The following is a 23,335-nucleotide window of genomic DNA, read 5'->3' as shown; positions in this document are numbered from 1 at the left end:
TCCACCAGTTGACTGAGGTAAACAATACTTTTTAGCGTGTGTTGTCACTAGGCGCTGTTTCCGTATTTTTAGAAAGCTGATTGAGCAGATATTGGGTTATGTCGGTGGGCTGCTCAGCTTGCATGATGGCGCGGACAACGGCAACGCGATCGCCTCCAGCCGCCAATACTTCACTCAAATTATTCGCATCGATTCCCCCGATCGCAAACCAGGGAATCGTGGCATGGTTTACTGCATAGCGCACATAGTCTAGCCCTACGGCGGCTCTACCCGCTTTAGTAGGCGTTTCATAAACTGGGCCGACACCAATATAGTCGGCTCCTTCTTGAATTGCCTGCTGCATCTCGTCAGAGTTTTTGGTAGAGCGTCCGATCAACCGTTGAGCGCCAAGCAACTGACGGGCGATCGCAAAAGGCATATCCTGCTGTCCTAGGTGTACGCCATCGGCATGAACGGCGATTGCTAAATCTACCCGATCATTGACGATAAACAGGGCTTCGTAGTCATGGCACAGTTGACATAGCTTGTCAGCCGTTTCCCATCGGATCTGATCATTCGCTTCTTTGTCACGGTATTGCACTAAAGTGAGTCCACCTCGTAACGCCGCCTCTACTTGCTCATACAGCTTTTCTGAGGGAGAGGTGACGAGATAAAGCCGCGATCGCCTTAGCTTTTGGTGCAGACTAAAACTCGTTAGCTTACTTTCTAAAATGTAAACTCGATACCGCATATGTTTACAGGCAGATCCCATCTCTAAGTGATGCATCTTCCCGTATTCTTCCAACACTCTTAGTGCTTCTTCAACTCGGCAAATATTCGCTTGTACTACTTGCTGAACATCTGCACGGGTTTCTTCTCCAGCATGGGTGAGAACAGTTCCCGGATCGCCAGGGGTATCCCGAGCAGACCGGAGTTCCGCTGTATGCCAAGTAGCAAGTTCTTGCCGTAGCGATTTACATTCTTGAGTCAACTCAGCATTTTCTAATCCAAAACGGCACCATTCTTCCACAACCCGCAACCCTTCCCGTGCGCGATCAAGATTGGCATCCAAAATGCGTAACACGGCAAACTGACCAAATTGATTCTGAGTATAGGGGTTGCCCATCAATTTCTCTCTTGGATCGGTGATTACTCCACTATCAATGAATTTGGTTCAATTGCTTGATTTATTCAGTTTTTGAAGCCTAATTTTTTGTGGATTTGGCGGATTTCTGTGCAGCAAAATTGAGTAGATGGAGTACATTGAACTCGACATTGGCGATTTTATTAATACAGCTTCAACTCGTTTAAGTGAATCGCTAGATCAATTAGAATCTGAGTCTTAGGAGAGTACTTTGAGATTAATCACTGCACCAATTTTTTCTCTAAGCTATTTTTTCCAGACGCGCATTCTCCATTGTGTAGTTCAGCTTTTAAGCGGTAGTTTAGGCGCGATCGCGATTTCACAAACCGGAAGCACTCAGGCGATCGACTTTTCAAAAGTAAATAATCCGAATCCTCAACAAGTATTCACTCAACGCTCAACCCTGCTTGCCCAGCCTACAGTAGCGCAATCCTCAACAAGCATTCTGTACGTTAACTCTAGCGAGGGTAGCGATACGGAAAATGGTAGCGATCTCGCCCCATTAAAAACGATTACTCATGCGCTCAAAACTGCACAGTCCGGTACAACGATTCTCCTCGCGCCAGGAACCTACAGCGTCGAAACAGGGGAGACTTTTCCACTTGTGCTGAAAGCCGGAGTGACGTTGCAAGGTGATCCAGCAACAAGAGGGCAGGAAATTTTAATCCGGGGTGGAGGAATTTCAACCCGCAAAGTGTGGACGCAACAATCTCTAACGATAGAAATTACTTCTTCAGCAACGATAAACGGGGTCACGGTGACTAATCCAAATCCACAAGGCTATGGCGTAGGAATTGATGCCAGCAACCCAGTGATCACCAATAGCACCTTTACTGAAAATAGCTATGGAATGGCGATCGCAGGCGACAGTAACGCCCGGATTCAAAATAACTATTTTTATCAGAATCGCTCAGCAGGGATTGGAGTAGCGGGAATTGCTCAGCCAAATATTCAAGATAATATTTTTGAACAAAATGGTTCAGCAGTGCTGGTCAGCGATCGCGCCGCGCCTCTGATTGCGAATAATCGCATGACGCAGAATCAAGATGGCATGATTTTTCAAGGATCTGCCCAGCCAGTTGTTCGGAATAACTCTGTTGAAGGAAATCGGCAACATGGCTTGATTGCTAAGGAGATGGCACGTCCTGATTTAGGAACTCCTGCAAACCCAGGGGAAAATTTCTTTCGGAATAATGGGCTAGCTGATGTCAATGTTAAAGCAACCGAGCAAGTGATTTCGGCAGTTGGCAATGAGTGGGCAAACACCATTGGAACTTTAAACACAACGGTTTCTATGGCATCCTCTTCCAACTTGGCTGCTACATTTCCTATCCCTTCTGCGCTCTCAGCAAATCCATCCTCTGAGCCACCCCGCCCAATGCAAATTGTGCAACTTGCTATGCCGTCTAACCCGTCACAGCAGGCTACCTCTTTACAATCTAGCAATTCTATTCAGAGACCTTTCAACTTACAGCCGTCTCCTCAATCTTTGAGCATTACGCCAACCGTCAAGCGCTCACCGCTAGTACCGCCATTAATATCACCGTCATTAATACTGCCGCCAGTTTCAACATTGGCGATCGCCCCCCCTGCTCAATCCTCTGCTAAACGACAGAACCTATCAGCGATCGCGCGTCCTTTACCTTTATCAGTTGTGCCTCAAATCCCAACAGCGCCTCCCCTAGAAACCTTTCCGCTGCCACCTCTATCTTCTACCCTATCTGCCCGTCCCAATACACTCGCTAAACTATCCGCGCTGCCTACTCAAAAAAATCAGTTGCTACTCTTATCTTCAGTCCCAGCGATTCCAATCGCGATCGCCGTACCATCACCGGAAACTCCAGTTGCAGCTATGCCAGTTGCGATCCCCGTGCCGCCACCGGAAACAATAACACTACGCTCTAATTTGGAGAAAAAGCCAGTTCGTTCAATTAAAACTCGTTCAATTCAAGTAATGATTGAAACCCCAAAAGTTACTAAAAATAATTCTACAAGCCTGCTTCCTGTGCCAAGCCCTAACATTCCAGTGGGCAGAATTGGTGGGATGCCTAGTGTATATAGTATGCGTGGAGGGATTCAACCCTCTCTTCTACAAAATACGACCGTCTTTTCTAACAACCCAAAGGTTAGCGCAGTTCGCTTCCGAGTAGTAGTTCCGCAGCAAGAAATGGAACAGGCACAAATGCTAGCACTCGTACCTGATGCGTTCTTGGTTACCTCTAACAACCAAGTAATGATGCAAGTGGGTGCTTTTAGCGATCGCACAAAAGCGGAACAACTAGCACGAACTCTTGCCAGTCAAGGCATTTCATCCACCATAGAACCTATTAATCCATAAAGCTCAGGTTAGTTAGAACGCTGAAGCATAGCTAACTTTAAGGAAGAATGCCTCTAAGGAAGAACGGGTTTGGCGTTTTATAGCTTAACTTCAATATCTACTCCAGCCGGCAAATCTAGCTTCATCAGCGCATCGATCGTTTTGGAAGACGGCTGATAAATATCAATAATCCGGTGGTGGGTGCGTGTTTCAAAATGCTCACGAGAATCTTTATCTACATGGGGCGATCTCAATACACAATAAATTCGACGCTTTGTAGGGAGAGGAATCGGACCAATTGCTGTAGCGTTTGTCCGATTTGCTGTATCCACAATTTTTTCACAAGACGTATCTAAAAGCCGACGGTCAAATGCTTTCAGACGAATACGAATCTTCTGCTGCTGAATAGTTGCCATGTAAGTTCACCAATTTTAATTGTCTAGGTTCTGAATCAAAATTTACAAGCCATAAGTCAGGCTGGAACTCTGCTTAAATACAAGAATTAAGCTTCCAAAAAAGATGTGAATAAAGAATGAAAGCTATTGACAAACTCTTCTAAATCGTCAATAGCTTTCACCCAACAAAGATCGCTATTTTAAGATCTTTGCAACCACACCAGCCCCAACAGTCCGACCGCCTTCACGAATAGCAAAACGCATATTTTGCTCGATTGCGATCGGGTTAATCAGATCCACCGTCATTTTAATGCGATCGCCGGGCATCACCATTTCCGCCTCGGTTCCCTCATCAGTGGTGAAGGCGCTGATTGTGCCAGTCACATCTGTGGTTCGTACATAAAATTGAGGTTTATATCCAGGGAAGAAAGGTGTATGACGACCGCCCTCTTCTTTCTTCAAAATATAGACTTCAGACTCAAACTGAGTGTGAGGTTTAATGGATTTTGGCTTCGCAATAACCATGCCACGCTCAATATCTTTCTTCTCCACGCCTCGCAGGAGAATACCAGCATTGTCTCCTGCCATCCCTTCTTCAAGGCTCTTCTTGAACATCTCAATACCCGTCACCACAAATTCACGAGTATCTCTAATGCCGACCAGCTCAACTTTATCGTTAACTTTGACAGAACCGCGCTCAATCCGACCTGTTGCAACCGTACCCCGACCTGTAATTGAGAAGACATCCTCAACTGCCATCAAGAATGGTTTATCAATATCACGTTCAGGAGTAGGAATGTAAGCATCCACTGACTCCATCAACTCGTAGATTTTATCAACCCACTCATCTTCGCCCCGTTTAGTGGTTGGACTTGCGGTCATTTTTTCCAAAGCCCGTAGCGCTGATCCTGCTGTAATTGGAATCTCGTCGCCGGGAAACTCATAAGAATCCAGCAATTCACGAACTTCAAGTTCAACAAGCTCCAAAAGTTCATCATCGTCTACCATATCTTTCTTATTCAGAAAAACCACTAGCCGAGGAACTCCAACTTGACGAGCTAGCAAGATATGTTCACGAGTCTGAGGCATGGGGCCGTCAGCCGCAGAAACCACGAGAATACCGCCGTCCATCTGGGCTGCACCTGTGATCATGTTTTTCACATAGTCAGCGTGACCAGGACAATCAACGTGAGCGTAGTGACGATTTTCAGTCTCATACTCTACGTGGGCTGTATTAATGGTGATGCCGCGCGCCTTTTCTTCAGGAGCCGCGTCAATTTCGTCATATTTTCTTGCCTGTGCCTGTCCCAAAGCAGACAAGGTCATTGTAATTGCAGCCGTAAGTGTGGTCTTACCATGGTCAACGTGACCAATCGTACCAATATTTACGTGGGGTTTAGTCCGTTCAAACTTTGCGCGTGCCATTGATTATGCGTTCCTTTTCCTGATTATGCGTTCCCTTTGCTTTTCGCAATGATTGCTTCAGCTTCATTGCGGGGCACTTCCTCGTAGTTACTAAATTCCATCGAGAAAATTCCTCGCCCCTGAGTTTTTGTCCGGATATCTGTAGCATATCCAAACATGTTAGCCAATGGAACCTTTGCAGTTACTTTTGCAATTCCTTGCACATTATCTTGACCTTCAATTTGCCCTCGACGTGAGTTCAAATCTCCAATAACGTTCCCAACAAAATCGTCAGGAACTTCTACCTCAACTTTCATCATGGGTTCCAGGATAACAGGTGTCGCCTTCATTACGGCTTCTTTAATTGCCATAGAGCCAGCAATTTTGAAAGCCATTTCAGAAGAATCAACATCGTGATAGGAACCATCGACTAAAGTTGCTTTGAGATCAATGACTGGGTAACCTGCCAAAATACCAGATTCACAAGCTTCTCGCATTCCCTGTTCCGCTGGTGAAACGTATTCTTTTGGAACCGTTCCTCCAACAATTTTAGACACAAACTCGAAGCCAGTTCCTTCTTCCCCAGGTTCTAGCTGAATGACTACATGTCCATATTGCCCTTTGCCTCCACTTTGACGGATGAACTTCCCTTCGGCGCGAACTGCCTTACGAACAGTTTCTCGATAGGCAACTTGGGGCGCACCTACGTTTGCCTCTACTTTAAACTCTCGCTTCATCCGGTCTACTAAAATATCCAGATGTAGCTCACCCATACCCGCAATTACAGTCTGATTAGTCTCTTGATCGATTCTGACGCGGAATGTAGGGTCTTCCTCAGAAAGAGACTGGAGCGCCTTAGATAGCTTCTCCATATCTTGCTTCGTTTTCGGCTCAACTGCGACTGAGATTACAGGCTCTGGAACAAATAGGGACTCAAGAATGAGGGGTGAGTTCTCATCGCAAAGAGTATCACCAGTGAAAGTATCTTTAAGCCCAAGTGCTGCACCTAAATCGCCTGCACGAAGCTCATCGACCTCAATGCGATCGTCTGCTTTCAAAACGATCAAGCGCGAAATTCTTTCTTTTTTATCCTTTGCTGCGTTTAGAACATAGCTGCCTTTTTGCAAAATACCTGAGTAAACGCGAACAAATGTCAGCCGACCGTAGGGGTCTGCCATGATTTTGAATGCTAATGCCGCTAATGGCTGATCATCATCCGCAGTCCGGGTCACTGTTTCACCCTTCAAGGTAAGCCCTTGAATCGGTGGAACATCAACAGGGGCAGGCAAGTAATCTACAACGGCATCCAATAAAAGCTGGACACCTTTATTTTTAAAGGCAGAACCACAAATTACAGGAATAATGGCACCACTGAGTGTACTCTTGCGAAGAGCCAACTTGATTTCTGCTTCAGTTAGTTCCTGACCATCTAAGTACTTTTCGGTTAGAGCGTCATCTGTTTCGGCAACCGATTCAACTAACTTGAGACGATAGGCTTGAGCGGTTTCCACAATATCAGATGGAATTTCAGCGTTTTCAATATCGGTTCCCAAGTCGTTGTTGAAGAGGTATGCTCTCATCCGAACTAAGTCAACGATTCCCCTAAGTTTATCTTCACTCCCAATTGGGATCTGAATAGGTACAGCGTTGGCACGTAAGCGATCGCAAACTTGCTCATGCACCTTAAAAAAGTTTGCTCCAGTCCGATCCATCTTGTTGATGAAAATAATTCGAGGAACATTGTAGCGATCGGCTTGCCGCCACACAGTCTCAGTTTGAGGTTGAACCCCTCCCACCGAGCAAAGTACAGTAATCACCCCATCCAGCACTCGCATAGAACGTTCAACTTCAATAGTGAAGTCTACATGCCCCGGTGTATCAATAATATTGATCTTATACTCAGGCTCACCCGGCATGGGTTGAGTTGGGTTTTGGGGATCGCGTCGAGTCCAAGCAGAAGTAATAGCAGCAGCCGTAATCGTAATGCCACGCTCACGCTCCTGCTCCATCCAATCGGTGACAGCCGTTCCCTCATGAACTTCGCCCATTCGATGAACCACACCAGAGTAGAATAGAATTCGCTCTGTTGTCGTTGTTTTGCCAGCATCAATGTGTGCAGCAATGCCAATGTTTCTAACTTGCTCAAGCGGTACGTTACGGGGCACAGCTACCTCCTTGGTCTCTGTAACACTAATTCTTGCACTAGTGCTTTTAGAATCTTTTATTTTCTATTTTTGAGAAAAATTAAACTTAACTAGTAGCGGTAGTGAGCAAAAGCTTTGTTAGCTTCTGCCATACGGTGAGTCTCTTCGCGCTTACGAATTGCGCTTCCGGTTTGATTCGCTGCATCCATCAACTCATTTGCCAGCTTGCTTGCCATAGTTTTTCCAGCACGCTGACGAGCAAATTGAATTAGCCAACGCAGAGCAAGTGCAGTTCCTCTGTCTGAGCGCACCTCAATTGGAACTTGATAAGTTGCCCCACCAACGCGACGGGCTTTGACTTCTACCAAAGGCGTAGTGTTCTTGACTGCTTGCTCGAAGACTCCCATCGGATCAGAACCTGTACGCTGCTCTATAGCTTTGAAAGCATCGTAAATAATGCGTGAAGCTAGAGATTTTTTGCCGCTTTCCATAATTCGCCTTGACATCATGGTGACAAGCCGGGAATTGTAAACCGAGTCAGGTGGAACAGGACGTTTCTGAATAACCGTACGACGGGACATAAAGCAAATAACCTTAAATTAGCAAATAAACCAGAAAACTTTTCACACACCAGATACCAGCCAGCAGGCTAAACATAAATCTCAGCATTCAAGCAACATTGCCTGAAGTGCAAAGAAAATACTTGATTCTTAAGATTATAAAAACCAGTTTAGTAATAGTTGATGTCACTCAACTATTTAGCCTTAGGACGCTTCGCTCCATACTTAGAACGTGCTTGCTTACGGTCTTTGACCCCAGCAGTATCTAAAGTTCCACGAATAATATGATACCGGACACCTGGCAAATCCTTAACACGCCCACCCCGAATCATAACGACAGAGTGTTCTTGCAGATTATGACCAATGCCTGGGATATAAGCTGTTACTTCAAAACCAGAAGTCAAGCGAACACGAGCAACTTTGCGTAGCGCCGAGTTGGGCTTCTTCGGTGTCGTAGTATAAACTCTAGTGCAAACTCCACGGCGCTGAGGGCAGCTTTTTAGTGCAGGAGATTTCGTCTTCTTAATTAATTTTTGACGTTCACTACGAATGAGTTGCTGAATTGTAGGCATGTCTAGAATTAGTACGGCAATCTTACATTTTGGCTTTTGCGATCTCTATAGATTATGTTAGTCCGTTTACTTCAGTACTGAATCTTACGAAGCACCAAGACAGAAAATCTGAGAAGTCGGCAGAAATTCTAGTCTACCATACTTATTTTGATGAACGCACTACCGATTTTACAATCGAGTGTTCAACTTTAGGAAACGACCAACAGCCTTAGCTACTGATTACTTTGAATAGAGAAAGAGTTGCCGCAGCTACAAGACTGAAGAGCGTTAGGGTTATGGAAGCGAAAGCCGCCGCCCATCATGTCTTCTGAGTAGTCAAGAATTAACCCATCTAGGTAGAATAAGTTTTCAGAACTCACCAATATTGAAATCTTAGCGTTCTCATAAATATGATCTCCAGGTTGAGCATCAATATCAAAAGTGAGGGAGTAGGAAAGCTCGAGACAACTGCCGGATAATACTGAAATCCGAAGCTTTGAGTCGGTGTTGTGCGTTTTTGCTTTAAGCCGCAACACTTCGCTAGTTGCAGAAGTACTGAGTTGAATCATGGCTTAGTGAGTTGCGATCGCTGGATAAATTCGCGGATAGGATATTACAGTGTTATCTAGATTACTTTGAAGCGGTACGAGCATAATCATCTTGAAAGCGAATAATGTCATCTTCGCCAAGATATTCACCGTTTTGAACTTCTATTAGAACCAGTGGGATCACTCCAGGATTCTCTAGACGATGAGCCGTGCATTGAGGGACATAGGTTGATTGATTGCTGTGCAAAATAATTTCTTGATCCCCACAAACAACCTTGGCAGTACCGGAAACTACAATCCAATGTTCACTCCGATGATGATGCATTTGTAGGCTAAGGCGGTGACCAGACTTGACTTCAATCCGCTTAATTTTGTATCCTCGTCCTTCTTCAAGAATGGTGAATGATCCCCAAGGGCGTGATTCACCAGATGCAACAGATAAAGGGGGAACGTTTGATAAAGTAAGCGCTGAAACCTCTTGAATTTCTTGGGTGGAAGGCACGATTAATTCTCCTTGAGCTTAACCATTATGGGGCGTGTGGGAAGAACGTCTCCTGTGCGTCACCATAGCAAATTTTTCCAATAGCTTGACACCTTAAATCCTCCTATATTAGTTAACTTTACATATTTAACTATTTTCTAAAAAGCTAGCTTTATGTTGGGAACTGTTGATATAGAGAAGCAGTCTAGGAAGTGATCTAGCGAAGAAAAATGCCGATGCCGTTGTGAACACGAGCGGCTGAATTAGGGAGGCGATCGATGACTTGTCCCCCTAGATAAAGGGTGGTGGAGCTACCCCCATCTAGGTTGAGCGCGTTAATAGCCCCAAGCTGCTGAAGAATTTGCGTCATTTCGGTTAGGTTTAGTGCGTCACCATTCAGTTTTTTGTAAGCGGTAACTAACAGGACTTGACCTGCGCTAGTTTGAGCGATCGCGCTGCGGGGTGCGGCTTCCATTGCAAAAGCGTTGCTGAACCCTTCCAGTTTTGCGTCTAACACAATCTGCGAATTTTGAATCAACAGTGGTCCAGCGCCAAGCAAATAGGGATAGCGGTTTAGTTCCGGTGGATTGGTGTTGCTTTCGAGTTGTAGTGAGGTTCCCGGTGTAAAGATAGAAGCAATAGATTGATTTGATCGCAGCACCAATAAATAACCATTGCTAGGAATCGGCACTCCGGCGCTACCTGCTTTTGCTAAAGGCTGTTGGCTGATAACCCGATTGTTTTGCACTAATATGATTATCTCATTGTCAGATAAGGACGTGTAAGTTGCTCCCCAATCCGACGTATATCGAGCAACACCAGCTTGAATGTAGCCACTATTAAGATGAGTAATTGGTAGCTGTTGTCCTATGGATGTGGTGAGGGCTTCTTGGAGGGTAAGTCGTTGGAATGCAAAATTTCCTGAGTTATCCCAGGCGATCGCGCCTCGATTTAAAATGGGCCCCGATAGCCACCGTCCTTCTAAGCGAATGGCACCCAGGGGCAACTGCCGAATCCGGTTAAAAAAGCCGCCGTTAATCGCTGCGGTTGCCTGCGATTGCTGGGCAGTTTGGGCAAGGGGCGCAATGCCCATCATGGAAGAAATATTGGGCACAATTGGCTTTAGGCTTAATCCAGGTTGACGGGGATCGAGTTCTAGCCAGGTGACGGGCACTCGGTCGGTGCCGATCGCCACAGTCTGCTGCCGCCAGCGCAACCCTGGTGCCCACAGAATATTACGGTCAATCGAACTATCAGGACGAATATCGACAATGATGCGATCGGGCTTTGCAAGGCTCCAGATGCGCGGTTGAATGCCGTCAGGAATCCTCAATCGAACGCGAGTTTGCTTGCCAAATGACTCAACGCTAACCGATTGAACATAGTTGCCAGAGACCGTTTTGATTTGGTGCAAAACATCAGGGGTCACTTGGGCATTGAGAGTGAGAGTTACGTCCTGATTCGTCGCCTCGGTTTGCCAGGGAGTGGAGCGGTCTAGTTCAATCACAAGGCGATCGCCCCACGCAGGTTTGCCTTGACGAATTGCCCGCACATTAGCAGTCGAAGCATTAATTTGTAGGGTGGAATCAGCCATTTTCATCTGCCAACCCTTTTGAGCCGCCAGTTCCGTTACATCTAAATAGCGCAGGGATGAAATGATGCGCGGGGATAGAGTGCTGGGCTGCGAATTAGGTTGAGTAAACCATTGGATCGGCTGCTGAGTGGCAGTATTGGCGGTGAGAAGTTGGATGCCAAAAGTGAAGAAGAGGGCGCGATCGCCGATCCCAATTCGCAGCCCAGAATCATCTTGCCACTGGCTCCAAGGTGCAGAGAGCATCTGTCCATCGAGTGAAATTTGCGTCCCTTGCTGCATAGGTGGACTCGCCTGAACAGGGATAGAAATCCCTAAAAATAATACTGTTCCTAAAATGCTACCTAGCGATCGCCCTTGCTTAAAGCTCAATCGTCCTTTTAGCATCATTGAGTATCTATTGGCACTCATTTTTTTCCTGTTGATATGACTCAGCAAACTCAAGTCCGAAACGAAGCTTTACATCTCATAATGAATATAAAGACTATCTACATCTAAAAGACCTTGTGCGAAACAATCACCGTCTGTATTTGGCGAGCGATCGCCGTCTGTCTCCAGTGTAGATGCTGCTAAAAGTCAATAAAACCAACTTTCAGCTAATGGTTTAGCCTAATGGGTGTTTGGTTCCTGCTGTACTCTTCTTCAGGGTCTTTTGCTTGTACTGTTTATAAATCTCAAACTATTTTTTAAGCAATGAGCCTTTTATAGTGGTTTTCTATGGATTTGATTTTTTGGTTTTCTGTCAAAGCGTCTGCATTTTCCAACCCTGGGATTGGTAGTAACAAGATCTAGGGAAGCCCTTAAGAATTTCAAAAGCAGAACCTATCTAATTTAGTGATCTAATTTAGTGATCTAATCTACTGATTCGATAGACCTTGTAAAAATCACCCTATCAACCGAACGAAATACGTCATTGTCATGGCTAATGCAACTGTGAATCAGGATAGCAATCAATTGAATAGTGGATATGAAGGACAACGCTGGCTCGTGGAAGAGCGTGATGCCTGTGGAGTCGGGTTTATTGCCGATCGACAAGGGCGGGCTAGCCATGAGTTGATTGAAAAAGCGTTGATTGCCGCAACCTGTCTGGAGCATCGGGGTGGATGCAGCGCCGATCGCGATTCTGGGGATGGGGCTGGCGTGATGACCGCGATGCCCTGGGAGTTCTTTGATGCTTGGTTTGCAGCCGAGGGCATTTCACCTGCACGAGAGTACATTGGTGTGGGCATGGTGTTTTTGCCTCAAGATAAATCCGTGGCAGCGATCGCCCGTAAAACCCTTGAGCAAGTGTCCATTGAGGAAGGGGCAACTGTTTTAGGGTGGCGCGTGGTGCCCGTGCATCCAGAGTGTTTGGGCATTCAAGCGCGAGAAAATCAGCCGCAGATCGAGCAATTTTTTGTGCAATCGACGCTACAAGGGGATGAGTTGGAGCGGCAACTGTATCTGATTCGTAAGCGAGTTTTGCAAGTAGCAGAACAGGCAGTCGGAAAGGTAGTCGAGGACTTTTACTTGTGTTCGTTTTCTAACCGAACAATTGTTTATAAAGGCATGGTGCGATCGGCAGTGCTGGGCGAGTTTTACGCCGACCTGAAGCATCCAGACTACAAAAGTGCCGTTGCTCTATATCACCGCCGTTTTAGTACCAATACTCTACCAAAGTGGCCACTTGCCCAACCCATGCGGCTCTTGGGGCATAACGGCGAAATTAATACCTTGCTGGGTAATATCAACTGGATGATGGCGAAACAGCCAGATTTGGTGCATCAATGCTGGCATATTACTGGAGATCCTTTCAGTGAAAATACGTCTAGAAATCGCTTGCCGGATCTGATGCCCACCGTGCGGATGGAGAACAGCGACTCCGCTAACTTAGATAATGTATTTGAACTGCTGGTGCGATCGGGTCGCAGTCCTCAAGCAGCACTGATGATTATGGTGCCAGAGGCTTACCACAATCAGCCCGATATAGCCGATCATCCAGAAATTATTGATTTCTATGAATACTACAGCGGCGTTCAAGAACCCTGGGATGGTCCAGCGCTTCTGGCATTTTGTGATGGCAAAGTGGTAGGGGCATCCCTCGATCGCAATGGGCTACGTCCGGCGCGATATGTGATCACCCGCGATGGGTATATCGTCGTCGCTTCAGAAGCAGGCGTAGTTGACATTCCAGAAGCAGAAATTTTGGAAAAAGGACGGCTGGGTCCAGGACAGATGATTGCGGTAGATTTGCAAACCCACGAAATCCTGAAGAATTGGGAGATTAAGCAGCGAGTTGCCCAATCCCATCCCTACGGTGAATGGCTGAAGCAGCATCGCCAAGAGCTAGCAGTTCAGCCGTTTGAGAACGAAACGCCGAAGTTAAAACCGCAAGAGTTTCTGCGCTATCAAACTGCCTTTGGCTTTACGGCGGAAGACGTAGAATTGACTATTCAAGAGATGGCGGCTCAAGGCAAGGAACCCACTTTTTGCATGGGGGATGACATTCCATTAGCGGTGCTGTCTGCCAGACCTCATGTGCTGTATGACTATTTCAAACAGCGGTTTGCTCAGGTGACCAATCCGGCGATCGACCCTTACCGCGAACGTCTAGTGATGTCTTTGACGACGCAGTTAGGGGAACGGATTAACCTGTTGGAAGCCAAGCCAGAATCTGCGCGGTTAATCAAACTCAATAGCCCCGTGTTGAATGATGCCGAACTGGATCACATTCGGGAATCTGGATTGGAGACGGCAACCCTTTCGACCTTGTTCAAGATTGCGTTGGGTCCTGATGGCTTGCTGCAAGCAGTGATAGACCTGTGTCAGCAGGCAACCGCAGCCGTACAATCGGGTAAGAAAATTCTGATTTTGAGCGATCGCGCGGCTGAAAATGGCACCCCTGCAACCATCAGCGCTGACTTTAGCTATATTCCCCCTTTGCTAGCAATCGGTGCAGTTCACCATCACCTGATCCGCCAAGGTTTGCGGATGAAAGCGTCTCTGATTGTGGATACTGCTCAATGTTGGAGTACGCATCATTTTGCCTGCCTGATTGGGTTTGGTTGCAGTGCAGTGTGTCCCTATCTGGCATTGGAAACGGTGCGTCAGTGGTGGCACGATCCCAAAACTCAAGGCTTTATGGAGCGGGGTAAGCTGAAGCAAATTAGCTTGGTGGCAGCAGAAACCAACTTCCGCAGAGCGATCGAAGATGGCTTGCTGAAAATCATGTCGAAAATGGGGATTTCGCTGTTGTCGAGCTATCACGGCGCACAGATTTTTGAGGCGATCGGTATTGGCGGTGACTTACTCAATCTGGGCTTTTTGGGTACTGCGTCTCGGTTGGGCGGTTTAAACATAACCGAACTGGCACACGAAGTATTGGCAATTCATCAGCGGGCTTTTCCAGAATTGACGATCAAAAAGCTGGAAAATCTCGGCTTTGTCAATTCTCGTCCCGGTGGCGAATTTCACATCAATAGTCCAGAGATGACCAAGCATTTGCACAAGGCGGTCAGACAAAATCAATACGATCATTACGAGCTTTATCAGCAATATATGATGGGTCGTCCGCTGACGGCACTGCGGGATCTGCTGGATTTAAAGGGCGATCGCCCTTCCATTCCGTTAGAAGACGTAGAATCGGCGGCTGATATTGTCAAGCGGTTCTGCACAGGCGGTATGTCCTTGGGGGCGTTGTCTCGTGAGGCGCATGAAACCTTGGCGATCGCCATGAACCGAATTGGCGGCAAATCTAACTCTGGCGAGGGCGGCGAAGATCCGATTCGCTTTCAAACCTTAAATGATGTGGATGCAGCGGGACAATCCGCCACATTGCCTCATTTGAAAGGATTACGGAATGGCGATCGCGTTAGTTCTGCCATTAAGCAAATCGCGTCGGGTCGCTTTGGGGTAACTCCAGAATATTTGATCAGCGCCCAGCAGCTAGAAATCAAGGTGGCTCAAGGTGCCAAGCCAGGAGAAGGGGGACAACTTCCGGGCAATAAAGTCAGTCCATACATTGCCATGCTGCGCCGCTCAAAACCTGGCGTAACGCTGATTTCTCCGCCGCCGCACCACGATATTTACTCAATTGAGGATTTGTCCCAACTGATTTTTGACTTGCATCAGATCAGCCCAACCGCAAAAGTATCGGTAAAACTGGTCGCCGAAGTAGGCATTGGCACGATCGCAGCAGGTGTAGCAAAAGCAAACGCCGACGTGATTCAAATTTCGGGACATGAAGGCGGCACTGGAGCCTCCCCCCTGAGTTCGATCAAACATGCGGGTAGCCCTTGGGAACTGGGACTAACGGAAGTGCATCGGGTGCTAATGCAGAACAACCTACGCGATCGCGTCTTGCTGCGAGTGGATGGCGGTATTCGCACCGGGTGGGATGTGATCATGGCGGCATTAATGGGCGGCGAAGAATTTGGTTTTGGCACGATTGCCATGATTGCGGAAGGCTGCATCATGGCGCGGATTTGCCATACCAACAATTGTCCTGTGGGTGTAACTAGTCAAAAAGAAGAACTCCGTAAACGCTTTACGGGTATTCCTGAGCATGTGGTCAACTTTTTCTTTTTTGTGGCAGAGGAGGTGCGATCGCTGCTGGCTCGTTTGGGCTACCAATCCCTCACCGATATCATCGGACGGGCAGATTTGCTGAAAATGCGGGAAGGCGTAACCCTGACCAAAACTCACAGATTGAACTTGGACTGCCTGACCAAACTGCCAGATACCCGTGACGATCGCGCCTGGTTAACCCATGAAGCAGTACACAGCAATGGTTTCGTGCTAGATGATGAGATTTTGGCAGATGCCGACATTCAAGCCGCGATCGCTCACCAAACGAACCTAACCAAAACCTGGAAGGTGGTGAACACCGATCGCACTGTCGGGGCTAGAATTGCAGGCGCGATCGCCAAACAATATGGTAACAGCAGCTTTAGCGGACAGATCACACTTAACTTCATTGGGGCAGCAGGTCAAAGCTTTGGAGCCTTTAACCTACCCGGCATGACCCTTTCCCTGGAAGGAGAAGCCAACGATTATGTGGGTAAAGGAATGCACGGCGGCGAAATCGTCATTTTCCCTCCTGCCGCCGCTACCTATGATCCATCCGAAAACGTGATCATCGGCAATACCTGCCTCTATGGCGCGACAGGCGGCACTCTCTATGCGTTAGGTTTAGCGGGTGAACGGTTTGCCGTCCGTAATTCCCAAGCAAAAGCCGTGATTGAAGGTGCTGGGGATCACTGCTGTGAATATATGACAGGCGGCGTAATTGTAGTGCTGGGCAAAACCGGACGCAATGTCGGCGCTGGGATGACAGGCGGACTCGCCTACTTTCTAGATGAAGACGGTAGTTTTGCTGCCAAGGTCAACCCAGAAATCATTGAGCCACAGCGAATTACTTCTCCCGTAGGCGAACAGCAACTCAAAGAGTTAATTCAGGCTCACAGCGATCGCACCGGTAGTCCTAAAGCCAAGAAAATCTTGGACAACTGGGCGAAATATCTGCCGAAATTCTGGCAAGCGGTGCCCCCATCCGAGAAGGATTCCCCAGAGGTAAATCCAGAAACCTCGACGGATAAGCTGCTTAGCCCGGTGTCTTAAACGAGTTGGGTACTGAAAAATAAACAATTCACTCATTTCTCCTGGACAAGCAAGAGTTTGACCTCAAATCGATCAGGGGAGATCGCATCCTTATCGGAATCTGGACTAGCGGAAGATAGACTAGAAAAACAGTTGTGGATTGAGCGATCGCGATGTTGATTGCTCCTGAAAATCCTTCTGAGGAGTGCGCTAAGGAAATTAGGGCGACAAGTCTTAAAAAAGCTCAAAGAAAGTGTGAAGCGATCTCGGCTAAAGAATTGTTAATCGAGGTTCTTTCAGTTACTCAAGCCACAATTACACCCTACGAAGGCAATTATCGATTTACCTGTTGGTTCAGAAGTGAGGCAATACCCAATGTCAATGACAGCGACAGTTAAAGACTTGCGAACTATTCGCTATATCCCCAAGCCAGGGGAGCATCAGTTATCGATCAATTTAGGATTGGCGGATGCTGCAACAGTGCTTGATTTTGCTCGTGAGACAGGATTAGAATTCGAGGCTGTGCAAATTCCTACTCGTCAAGGCATTGAAATTCATGCACTGTTGCTCTGTCAGCAGTCCGAATCATTGCCTTTTGGATCTGATCTTTCAGATAAGCTTGATGAACTAGCTACAAAAGTTAGCTCTGCGGCTATTCGCCATGTTTACGGACGGTTCAAAACAGCATAGAAATGATGAATAGCTAGAAGCATCAAATAAAGAATTGCAGGAATCGCTTCCTGCCTCTGATTGAGATGGGATGGCAAAACTCAGGGATAATGGCTCTATGACGATCGCCCATCCGTAGGAAAAAATCAGGTGACAACCGATAATTCAACTCCCATCGAACATCAAAACGTGCCCCAAGCGCATCAAGGGCTGCACGGCTTTCTTTACAGTTCCGAGGATGAACATGGCGCTGTGGATGCCGCGATCGCAGAGTCATCCCTAGCCATTGAAACCATTACCCCCGTGGATACCTGGTGTGAAGCAGTGGGGAATGCCAAAGTTGCCGGGGTTTATGCCGTGCTAAATGGCGATCGCCAAACTCAATACATTGGCTATTCTCGCAATGTTGCTCTGGCTCTTCGGGGACACGTTACCCAAATTGGCGCTGATGTTTGTGCATTTGCGCGGGTGCAGCCGTTTAAGTTTCCCAAGCGCGACGAGATGGAAGCGCTGCAAAATGCCTGGATCGCTGAACTAGGTCGCACTCCACCGGGAAATGTGGATGATAGCGGACTGTGGGCAAACACGATTGGAGCCGCCGCGATCGCGGCAATGTCGGCGGCAGAACGCCAAGCTTATGATGAGAAAAAGCTGAAGCTGCGAAAAGCCATGGCAGAAGCCGAAAGCCAAGAAACGGTCGCAGGAGAGGGCGATAGCGCAAGCGGTGACTTGTCAGTTCGCCGCCAAAACCTGGAAGCTGCTGTCACAGAAGACGACTGGAGCAGCGTGGTGCAGCAGCAAACCCAAGAAACCCTATAGCACTGGATTACACTCGCTAAAGCGATCGCGCAATATCTGAGTGGGGCAGGATATTAATGCCAAAAAAATCTAGAATTTTAAAGCAGTTACTCTAGAGTGAGTTTTTTATTTTATGAATACTGCAAACTATTTTTAGTTTAAGCAGCACCAGATTTTAGGGTATAAGGCAGTATAGCAATCTGCTTGTCTGCCAATAGCATCAGCACCATTATGGAGATTCTGGCGATGTCCTTAGAAAGTGCAAGTCGATTTTTGGAAGCCGTTGCCTATGATGAAACATTACGAGAGCGGTTTGATCAAATGCAGGGACCGGAAGAATTCCTAAAAATCACTGAGCAGTTGGGTTATAGCTTTACCACGGATGAATTAATGTCGCTGGCGCGGGAACAAAGCGAAGGAATTACCGTGCGACGGCATACGGGGGTGTGGAAGTGGTTGCGTAGCATTGATTGGGTCTAAACAAGAGGAGAGTGGCGAATGGCGAATGGCGAATTAGAAACTCAAAATTCAAAACTTAAAACTCAAAACTTAAAATTCCAGCCATTCGTTGTCGCTAGTCAGGGATACACGTTAAAGTCAAGGGCGACTGAGCTTCCTACTGGATTTAGCTGATGCAATTTCTTCGATCTACTATTGCTTTGCTGTTTGCGATCGCGTTCAGTTTCATCCCGATGTCGCCCGCACTGGCAGCCAGTTTTGCGCCAAACGAAAATCTAGTAGTGGAAGGTATTCCAGCAATTCCGTTGGCGTTAGTCGAAGGGGTCAAACGCTATACAGAGTTTCGCTCAGCTAGTTTGGCGAGTTGGCATCCCCAGCGGCGAGAAATTTTGATTTCCACCCGATTTTGCAACAATGCTCAAGTGCATCAGGTGCGATCGCCCCTTGCGGCTCGTACCCAACTCACCTTTTTTACGGAGCCTCCTTCGGGTGCGACCTATCAGCCGACTCAGGGCGACTATTTTGTCTTTAGCCGCGATGCGGGTGGCAACGAGTTTAGCCAAAACTACCGCTACGATGTGGCAACGGGTGAAGTGACGCTGCTAACGGATGGCAAGTCTAAAAACAGTCGCGGCGTGTGGTCTGCTAAGGGCGATCACATGGCGTATACCTCAACCCGGCGTACGGGCAAAGATGCCGATTTGTATGTGATTGATCCGACGAAACCGAGCAGCGATCGCCTGTTTGCAACAGTGGAAGGGGGCGGTTGGGCACCCTTAGATTGGTCACCGGACGATCGCCAACTTTTAGTATTGCAATATCTATCTGCCAGCGAAAGCTATTTGTGGTTGTTTGATACGCAGACGGGCAACCGCACTCTGCTGACACCCAAGGGCAAAGAAACAGTTTTGTATGAATCGGCGGCATTTAGCAAAGATGGCAAGGGCTTGTATGTCGTCAGCGATCGCGGCTCCGAATTTCAGCAGCTTGCCTACTACAATCTTGCTAGCAAGCGCTATACGCCGATCACTAGCAAAATTAAGTGGGACGTGGAAGACTTTGATTTGTCGGAAGATGGCAAGCGTCTCGCCTTTGTCACTAACGAAGATGGAGTGAGCGTACTGCATGTGATTGATAAAACTCGTCGAGAACTTGCTCTGCCTAAATTGCCGAACGGGCTGATCCTCGGACTAAAGTGGCATCGGAACAATCGCGATCTCGGCTTTACGTTTGTATCGGCTCAATCGACTGCTGATATCTATTCAATTGATGTCACGACCAATAAACAAACGCGCTGGACAGAAAGCGAAACGGGCGGCATCAACACCCGCACTTTTTCAGAAGCGGATCTAGTTCGCTGGAAAAGCTTTGATGGCAAAACCATTTCTGGCTTTCTCTATCGTCCTGCTCAAAAATTTACAGGCAAACGTCCCGTCATCATTGATATTCACGGCGGACCTGAAAGTCAGTTTCGTCCGGTCTTTTTGGGGCGACAAAATTATTACTTGAATGAACTAGGTGCAGCGATTCTATTCCCGAATGTGCGCGGCTCCGCAGGCTATGGAAAATCCTTTTTGAAGTTGGATAATGGCTTTTTGCGAGAAGATTCGGTGAAGGATATCGGGGCGCTGCTCGATTGGATTGCAACGCAGCCGGATTTGGATGCCAGTCGGGTGATGGTGACGGGCGGCAGCTATGGCGGCTATATGTCTCTGGCGGCAGCAACAACTTACAGCGATCGCATTCAAGGGGCAATTAATATTGTGGGCATCTCCAACTTTGTCTCTTTTCTAGAGCGCACCGAAAGCTATCGTCGTGATTTGCGCCGCGTGGAATATGGTGACGAACGCGATCCTAAAATGCGAGAATTCTTACTAAACATCTCGCCGCTCAACAACGCTGAAAAAATCAAAAAGCCCTTATTTGTGATTCATGGCAAAAACGATCCCCGTGTTCCGCTCAACGAAGCCGAACAAATAGTAGCCACGGTTCGGAAAAACGCGACTCCCATTTGGTATCTAATGGCAAAGGACGAAGGGCACGGATTCGCCAAGAAACCCAATGCCGATTTTCAGTTCTATTCCACGGTGCAATTTATCAAAACCTACTTGTTGAATCAATCAGGTAGTCAATAAGTTGGATTTAACGCTACAACTCAATTAAGGGAATTCATTCAGCCGAATTTACAATAAGGGCAAACCCATGACACGGGACGGAGAAAAACAAGGAGTTCTTAAGGAAATCAAAACCCAAGCAGTGATCTTGGGGGGATTGGTGCTGTTGGCATGGGGGTTGGAATTATTTGACCTATTTGTACTGCGGGGCGGTGGCTCCCTCTACGGCGGGTTTAATCAATGCCGACTCGATTTACGTGGTGAATTGGCGCAATGCGGCTTAAACCAATTTGGCATCATTCCGCGAAACTTAATCGGGCTACGGGGCATCCTGTTTGCGCCTTTTTTACACGCAAACTTAGCACACCTGATTGGCAACACTATTCCCTTTGTCACTTTGGGCTGGCTAATTATGCTGAGCGAAATCAGCGACTTTTTTATAGTCAGCGTTATTTCTGCCATCGTAGGGGGGTTAGGCACCTGGTTGTTTGGCTCTCCGGGGATTCACATTGGCGCAAGTGGCGTAATTTTTGGATATTTGGGCTATCTGCTGTCGCGGGGCTATTTTGAACGGAAGCCGCTTTCTATTGCGATGTCTCTGTTTGTGCTAGTGCTTTATGGCAGTTTGCTTTGGGGATTGTTTCCCTTGCAATATGGCATTTCCTGGGAAGGACATCTATTTGGCTTTTTAGGGGGTGTTCTGTCGGCAAAGATCCTAGCGCGCGATCGCAAATCGGTTGGAGGATGAAAGCGTTGACGAATGCTGTGATTTTAGGCTGTGGCTATGTGGGGCGATCGCTGGCTCCCCGCTGGCGACAAACGATGACCGTAACGGCTACGACGACAACAGCAGCACGGCTGGCAGAATTACAAACCTTGGCAGATCGCGCTGTAGTGGTGAAAGGAAATGATGATGCAGCCGTGCGATCGCTGTTGCACAGTCAGCAAGTCGTTCTCTTATCCGTCGGTGCGCCCAACTCAACCGCTTATGAGGAAACTTACTTAAACACTGCAAAAACCTTAGTTGCTGCATTGAAAGAGTCACCCTCGGTTCAGCAGGTGATTTATACCGGCAGCTACGCAGTTTATGGCGATCGCGGGGGTGAATGGGTGGATGAAACTACACCAGTCATGCCGCTTAACCGCAAAGCTGAAGTCCTGGCAGAAACCGAGCAGGTATTGCTGAGTGCTGTCCATAATTCGCTGAAGGTTTGTGTTTTACGGCTGGGCGGCATTTATGGCACTGGACGCGAATTGGTGAAGATTTTTGGACGGGCAGCGGGTAGTGTACGTCCTGGAACGGGTGAAGAGGCTTCCAATTGGATTCACATCGACGACATTGTGGGCGCGATCGCCTTTGCCCAACAGCAAAACCTCAACGGCATTTATAACCTAGTCGGCACCGTCCCGATTACGACTCAGGAATTACTCGATCGCATTTTCACCGCGTACAGCTTACCCTTAGCCACCTGGGATGCCAATCAGCCAAGCGCTCGATCGTATAACGCTCGTGTGTCGAATCAAAAATTGCGGGATGCCGGATACGAATTTATCTACCCAGAGATCCAAGAAACGCTGTAATCTAGGCTTCTAGAAATTAAGCGACTGGTTCCCATGCACACTGTTTCGTCGAGTCCTGTCCCATCTTTGACCGTCAAAGACCACATTGCTCAGGTCTATCATCAACCGCTGCCCGATCTGCTGTTTGCCGCACAGACGACCCATCGGCAACACCATGATCCCCATGCTGTGCAGTTGTGTACGTTATGCAGCATCAAAACCGGAGCCTGCCCGGAAGACTGTGGCTACTGTTCCCAAAGTGTTCATAATCAAACGGATCTCCAGCCAGAGCCATTGATGGATGTGGCTGCGGTGGTGTCGGAAGCGGCGATCGCCAAAGCCAGTGGCTCCACCCGATTTTGCATGGGGGCGGCATGGCGCGAGGTGAAAGACGGTGCCCAATTTGAGCGGGTGATAGAAATGGTGCGGCAGGTAGCAGCGCTAGATTTAGAAGTCTGCTGCACCTTGGGAATGCTAAAACCCCATCAGGCACAGCAGTTAAAAGCCGCCGGATTGACTGCCTATAATCATAATCTGGATACCTCACCCGATTATTACCCAGAAATTATTACAACTCGCACCTACCGCGATCGCCTGGACACCATCCGCGCCGTTAGTGAAGCCGGAATTTCGGTTTGCTGTGGTGGCATTGTGGGTATGGGTGAATCAGTGGGCGATCGGCTCGATCTACTGGAATCCCTTGCTAATTTATCTCCCACTCCAGAATCCATCCCGATCAATTGCCTGGTGCCCGTCGCCGGAACTCCATTACAAGACGTGTCCCCCATTGACGCGATCGACCTCGTGCGGATGATTGCCACCACGCGCATCCTGTTTCCCGCTGCAATGGTGCGCCTCTCTGCCGGACGATTGACCATGAGCGATGAACTGCAAGCCCTCTGCTTTCTCGCCGGAGCTAACTCCATCTTTACCGGACCGAAACTCTTGACTACCCCTAATCCGGCAGGTTCTCAAGATGAGGCATTGCTACACCGCTTGGGCATGGTGCCAAAACCACTGTAATAGATTTCAGTAAAGTAGATC

At 47.7% G+C, this 23,335-nt stretch carries 19 protein-coding genes; 10 read left to right on the top strand and 9 right to left on the bottom strand.

What is annotated here, in order from left to right:
- Positions 1-31 precede the first annotated feature (31 nt).
- Positions 32-1,105, bottom strand: a complete 1,074-nt coding sequence (locus tag AB3R30_RS04445; RefSeq protein WP_458647935.1) for a thiamine phosphate synthase — start codon at positions 1,103-1,105, stop codon at positions 32-34.
- Positions 1,106-1,334: 229 nt separating this feature from the next.
- Here AB3R30_RS04445 and AB3R30_RS04440 point away from each other — a divergent pair, with 229 nt between their 5' ends.
- Positions 1,335-3,461: a DUF1565 domain-containing protein gene (locus AB3R30_RS04440; RefSeq protein ID WP_458647934.1), complete on the top strand. Its 2,127-nt coding sequence runs from the start codon at positions 1,335-1,337 to the stop codon at positions 3,459-3,461.
- A gap of 77 nt (positions 3,462-3,538) precedes the next feature.
- On the opposite strand, the gene rpsJ is transcribed toward AB3R30_RS04440, so the two are convergent.
- The 8 genes from rpsJ to AB3R30_RS04400 form a co-directional block, all read right to left on the bottom strand.
- Positions 3,539-3,856, bottom strand: a complete 318-nt coding sequence (rpsJ, locus tag AB3R30_RS04435; protein ID WP_190343883.1) for a 30S ribosomal protein S10 — start codon at positions 3,854-3,856, stop codon at positions 3,539-3,541.
- A gap of 174 nt (positions 3,857-4,030) precedes the next feature.
- Positions 4,031-5,260 carry an elongation factor Tu gene (gene tuf, locus AB3R30_RS04430; protein WP_458647933.1) on the bottom strand — a complete coding sequence of 410 codons (1,230 nt, stop codon included), beginning with the start codon at positions 5,258-5,260 and terminating at the stop codon, positions 4,031-4,033.
- Positions 5,261-5,283: 23 nt separating this feature from the next.
- Positions 5,284-7,404, bottom strand: a complete 2,121-nt coding sequence (gene fusA, locus AB3R30_RS04425) for an elongation factor G (RefSeq protein ID WP_458647932.1) — start codon at positions 7,402-7,404, stop codon at positions 5,284-5,286.
- Positions 7,405-7,493: 89 nt separating this feature from the next.
- On the bottom strand, positions 7,494-7,964 hold the full coding sequence (rpsG, locus tag AB3R30_RS04420; RefSeq protein WP_458647931.1) for a 30S ribosomal protein S7: 471 nt from the start codon (positions 7,962-7,964) through the stop codon (positions 7,494-7,496).
- A gap of 173 nt (positions 7,965-8,137) precedes the next feature.
- Complete coding sequence (gene rpsL / locus AB3R30_RS04415) at positions 8,138-8,515, bottom strand: 30S ribosomal protein S12 (protein WP_458647930.1); 378 nt, start codon at positions 8,513-8,515, stop codon at positions 8,138-8,140.
- Between the two features lie 212 nt (positions 8,516-8,727).
- On the bottom strand, positions 8,728-9,063 hold the full coding sequence (locus tag AB3R30_RS04410) for a HesB/IscA family protein (protein ID WP_458647929.1): 336 nt from the start codon (positions 9,061-9,063) through the stop codon (positions 8,728-8,730).
- 61 nt (positions 9,064-9,124) lie between these two features.
- Positions 9,125-9,544 (bottom strand): phosphomannose isomerase type II C-terminal cupin domain, encoded by a 420-nt coding sequence (locus tag AB3R30_RS04405; RefSeq protein ID WP_458647928.1) that lies wholly within the window; start codon positions 9,542-9,544, stop codon positions 9,125-9,127.
- A 196-nt stretch (positions 9,545-9,740) separates the two neighbouring features.
- Positions 9,741-11,525 (bottom strand): phosphodiester glycosidase family protein, encoded by a 1,785-nt coding sequence (locus AB3R30_RS04400; RefSeq protein ID WP_458647927.1) that lies wholly within the window; start codon positions 11,523-11,525, stop codon positions 9,741-9,743.
- Positions 11,526-12,032: 507 nt separating this feature from the next.
- On the opposite strand from AB3R30_RS04400, the gene gltB reads away from it, so the two are divergent.
- The 9 genes from gltB (at position 12,033) to bioB (ending at position 23,314) form a co-directional block, all read left to right on the top strand.
- Entirely contained in the window at positions 12,033-16,712 is a 4,680-nt protein-coding gene (gene gltB, locus AB3R30_RS04395) for a glutamate synthase large subunit (protein ID WP_458647926.1), read from the top strand.
- A 152-nt stretch (positions 16,713-16,864) separates the two neighbouring features.
- Positions 16,865-17,089: a hypothetical protein gene (locus AB3R30_RS04390; protein WP_458647925.1), complete on the top strand. Its 225-nt coding sequence runs from the start codon at positions 16,865-16,867 to the stop codon at positions 17,087-17,089.
- Positions 17,067-17,381: a hypothetical protein gene (locus AB3R30_RS04385; protein WP_458647924.1), complete on the top strand. Its 315-nt coding sequence runs from the start codon at positions 17,067-17,069 to the stop codon at positions 17,379-17,381. Before AB3R30_RS04390 ends, AB3R30_RS04385 begins: the two co-directional genes overlap by 23 nt.
- A 129-nt stretch (positions 17,382-17,510) precedes the next feature.
- Complete coding sequence (locus tag AB3R30_RS04380) at positions 17,511-18,179, top strand: GIY-YIG nuclease family protein (RefSeq protein ID WP_458647923.1); 669 nt, start codon at positions 17,511-17,513, stop codon at positions 18,177-18,179.
- A gap of 183 nt (positions 18,180-18,362) precedes the next feature.
- Positions 18,363-18,638 (top strand): Nif11-like leader peptide family natural product precursor, encoded by a 276-nt coding sequence (locus AB3R30_RS04375; RefSeq protein ID WP_458647922.1) that lies wholly within the window; start codon positions 18,363-18,365, stop codon positions 18,636-18,638.
- Positions 18,639-18,790: 152 nt separating this feature from the next.
- The gene (locus AB3R30_RS04370; RefSeq protein WP_458647921.1) at positions 18,791-20,752 is read left to right on the top strand and encodes a S9 family peptidase; all 1,962 of its coding nucleotides are present in this window, start codon (positions 18,791-18,793) and stop codon (positions 20,750-20,752) included.
- 67 nt (positions 20,753-20,819) lie between these two features.
- A complete protein-coding gene (locus AB3R30_RS04365; RefSeq protein WP_458647920.1) occupies positions 20,820-21,479 on the top strand; it encodes a rhomboid family intramembrane serine protease in 660 nt (219 codons plus the stop codon).
- Between the two features lie 5 nt (positions 21,480-21,484).
- The gene (locus tag AB3R30_RS04360; RefSeq protein WP_458647919.1) at positions 21,485-22,312 is read left to right on the top strand and encodes an NAD-dependent epimerase/dehydratase family protein; all 828 of its coding nucleotides are present in this window, start codon (positions 21,485-21,487) and stop codon (positions 22,310-22,312) included.
- Between the two features lie 33 nt (positions 22,313-22,345).
- Positions 22,346-23,314 (top strand): biotin synthase BioB, encoded by a 969-nt coding sequence (bioB, locus tag AB3R30_RS04355; RefSeq protein ID WP_458647918.1) that lies wholly within the window; start codon positions 22,346-22,348, stop codon positions 23,312-23,314.
- Positions 23,315-23,335 lie beyond the last annotated feature (21 nt).

The organism is Sivoneniella epilithica UHCC 1019 (assembly GCF_040830845.1).
Lineage (GTDB): Bacteria > Cyanobacteriota > Cyanobacteriia > Leptolyngbyales > Leptolyngbyaceae > ULC077BIN1.
This window is presented reverse-complemented; position numbering and strand designations above follow the sequence as displayed.

Bases quoted from the DNA above. Each gene is read 5' to 3' on its own strand.
- gltB (WP_458647926.1), top strand. From the start codon at position 12,033: ATGGCTAATGCAACTGTGAATCAGGATAGCAATCAATTGAATAGTGGA.
- tuf (WP_458647933.1), bottom strand. From the start codon at position 5,260: ATGGCACGCGCAAAGTTTGAACGGACTAAACCCCACGTAAATATTGGT.
- AB3R30_RS04400 (WP_458647927.1), bottom strand. From the start codon at position 11,525: ATGAGTGCCAATAGATACTCAATGATGCTAAAAGGACGATTGAGCTTT.
- rpsG (WP_458647931.1), bottom strand. From the start codon at position 7,964: ATGTCCCGTCGTACGGTTATTCAGAAACGTCCTGTTCCACCTGACTCG.
- AB3R30_RS04365 (WP_458647920.1), top strand. From the start codon at position 20,820: ATGACACGGGACGGAGAAAAACAAGGAGTTCTTAAGGAAATCAAAACC.
- AB3R30_RS04410 (WP_458647929.1), bottom strand. From the start codon at position 9,063: ATGATTCAACTCAGTACTTCTGCAACTAGCGAAGTGTTGCGGCTTAAA.
- bioB (WP_458647918.1), top strand. From the start codon at position 22,346: ATGCACACTGTTTCGTCGAGTCCTGTCCCATCTTTGACCGTCAAAGAC.
- AB3R30_RS04445 (WP_458647935.1), bottom strand. From the start codon at position 1,105: ATGGGCAACCCCTATACTCAGAATCAATTTGGTCAGTTTGCCGTGTTA.
- AB3R30_RS04385 (WP_458647924.1), top strand. From the start codon at position 17,067: ATGTCAATGACAGCGACAGTTAAAGACTTGCGAACTATTCGCTATATC.
- rpsJ (WP_190343883.1), bottom strand. From the start codon at position 3,856: ATGGCAACTATTCAGCAGCAGAAGATTCGTATTCGTCTGAAAGCATTT.
- rpsL (WP_458647930.1), bottom strand. From the start codon at position 8,515: ATGCCTACAATTCAGCAACTCATTCGTAGTGAACGTCAAAAATTAATT.
- AB3R30_RS04390 (WP_458647925.1), top strand. From the start codon at position 16,865: ATGTTGATTGCTCCTGAAAATCCTTCTGAGGAGTGCGCTAAGGAAATT.
- AB3R30_RS04370 (WP_458647921.1), top strand. From the start codon at position 18,791: ATGCAATTTCTTCGATCTACTATTGCTTTGCTGTTTGCGATCGCGTTC.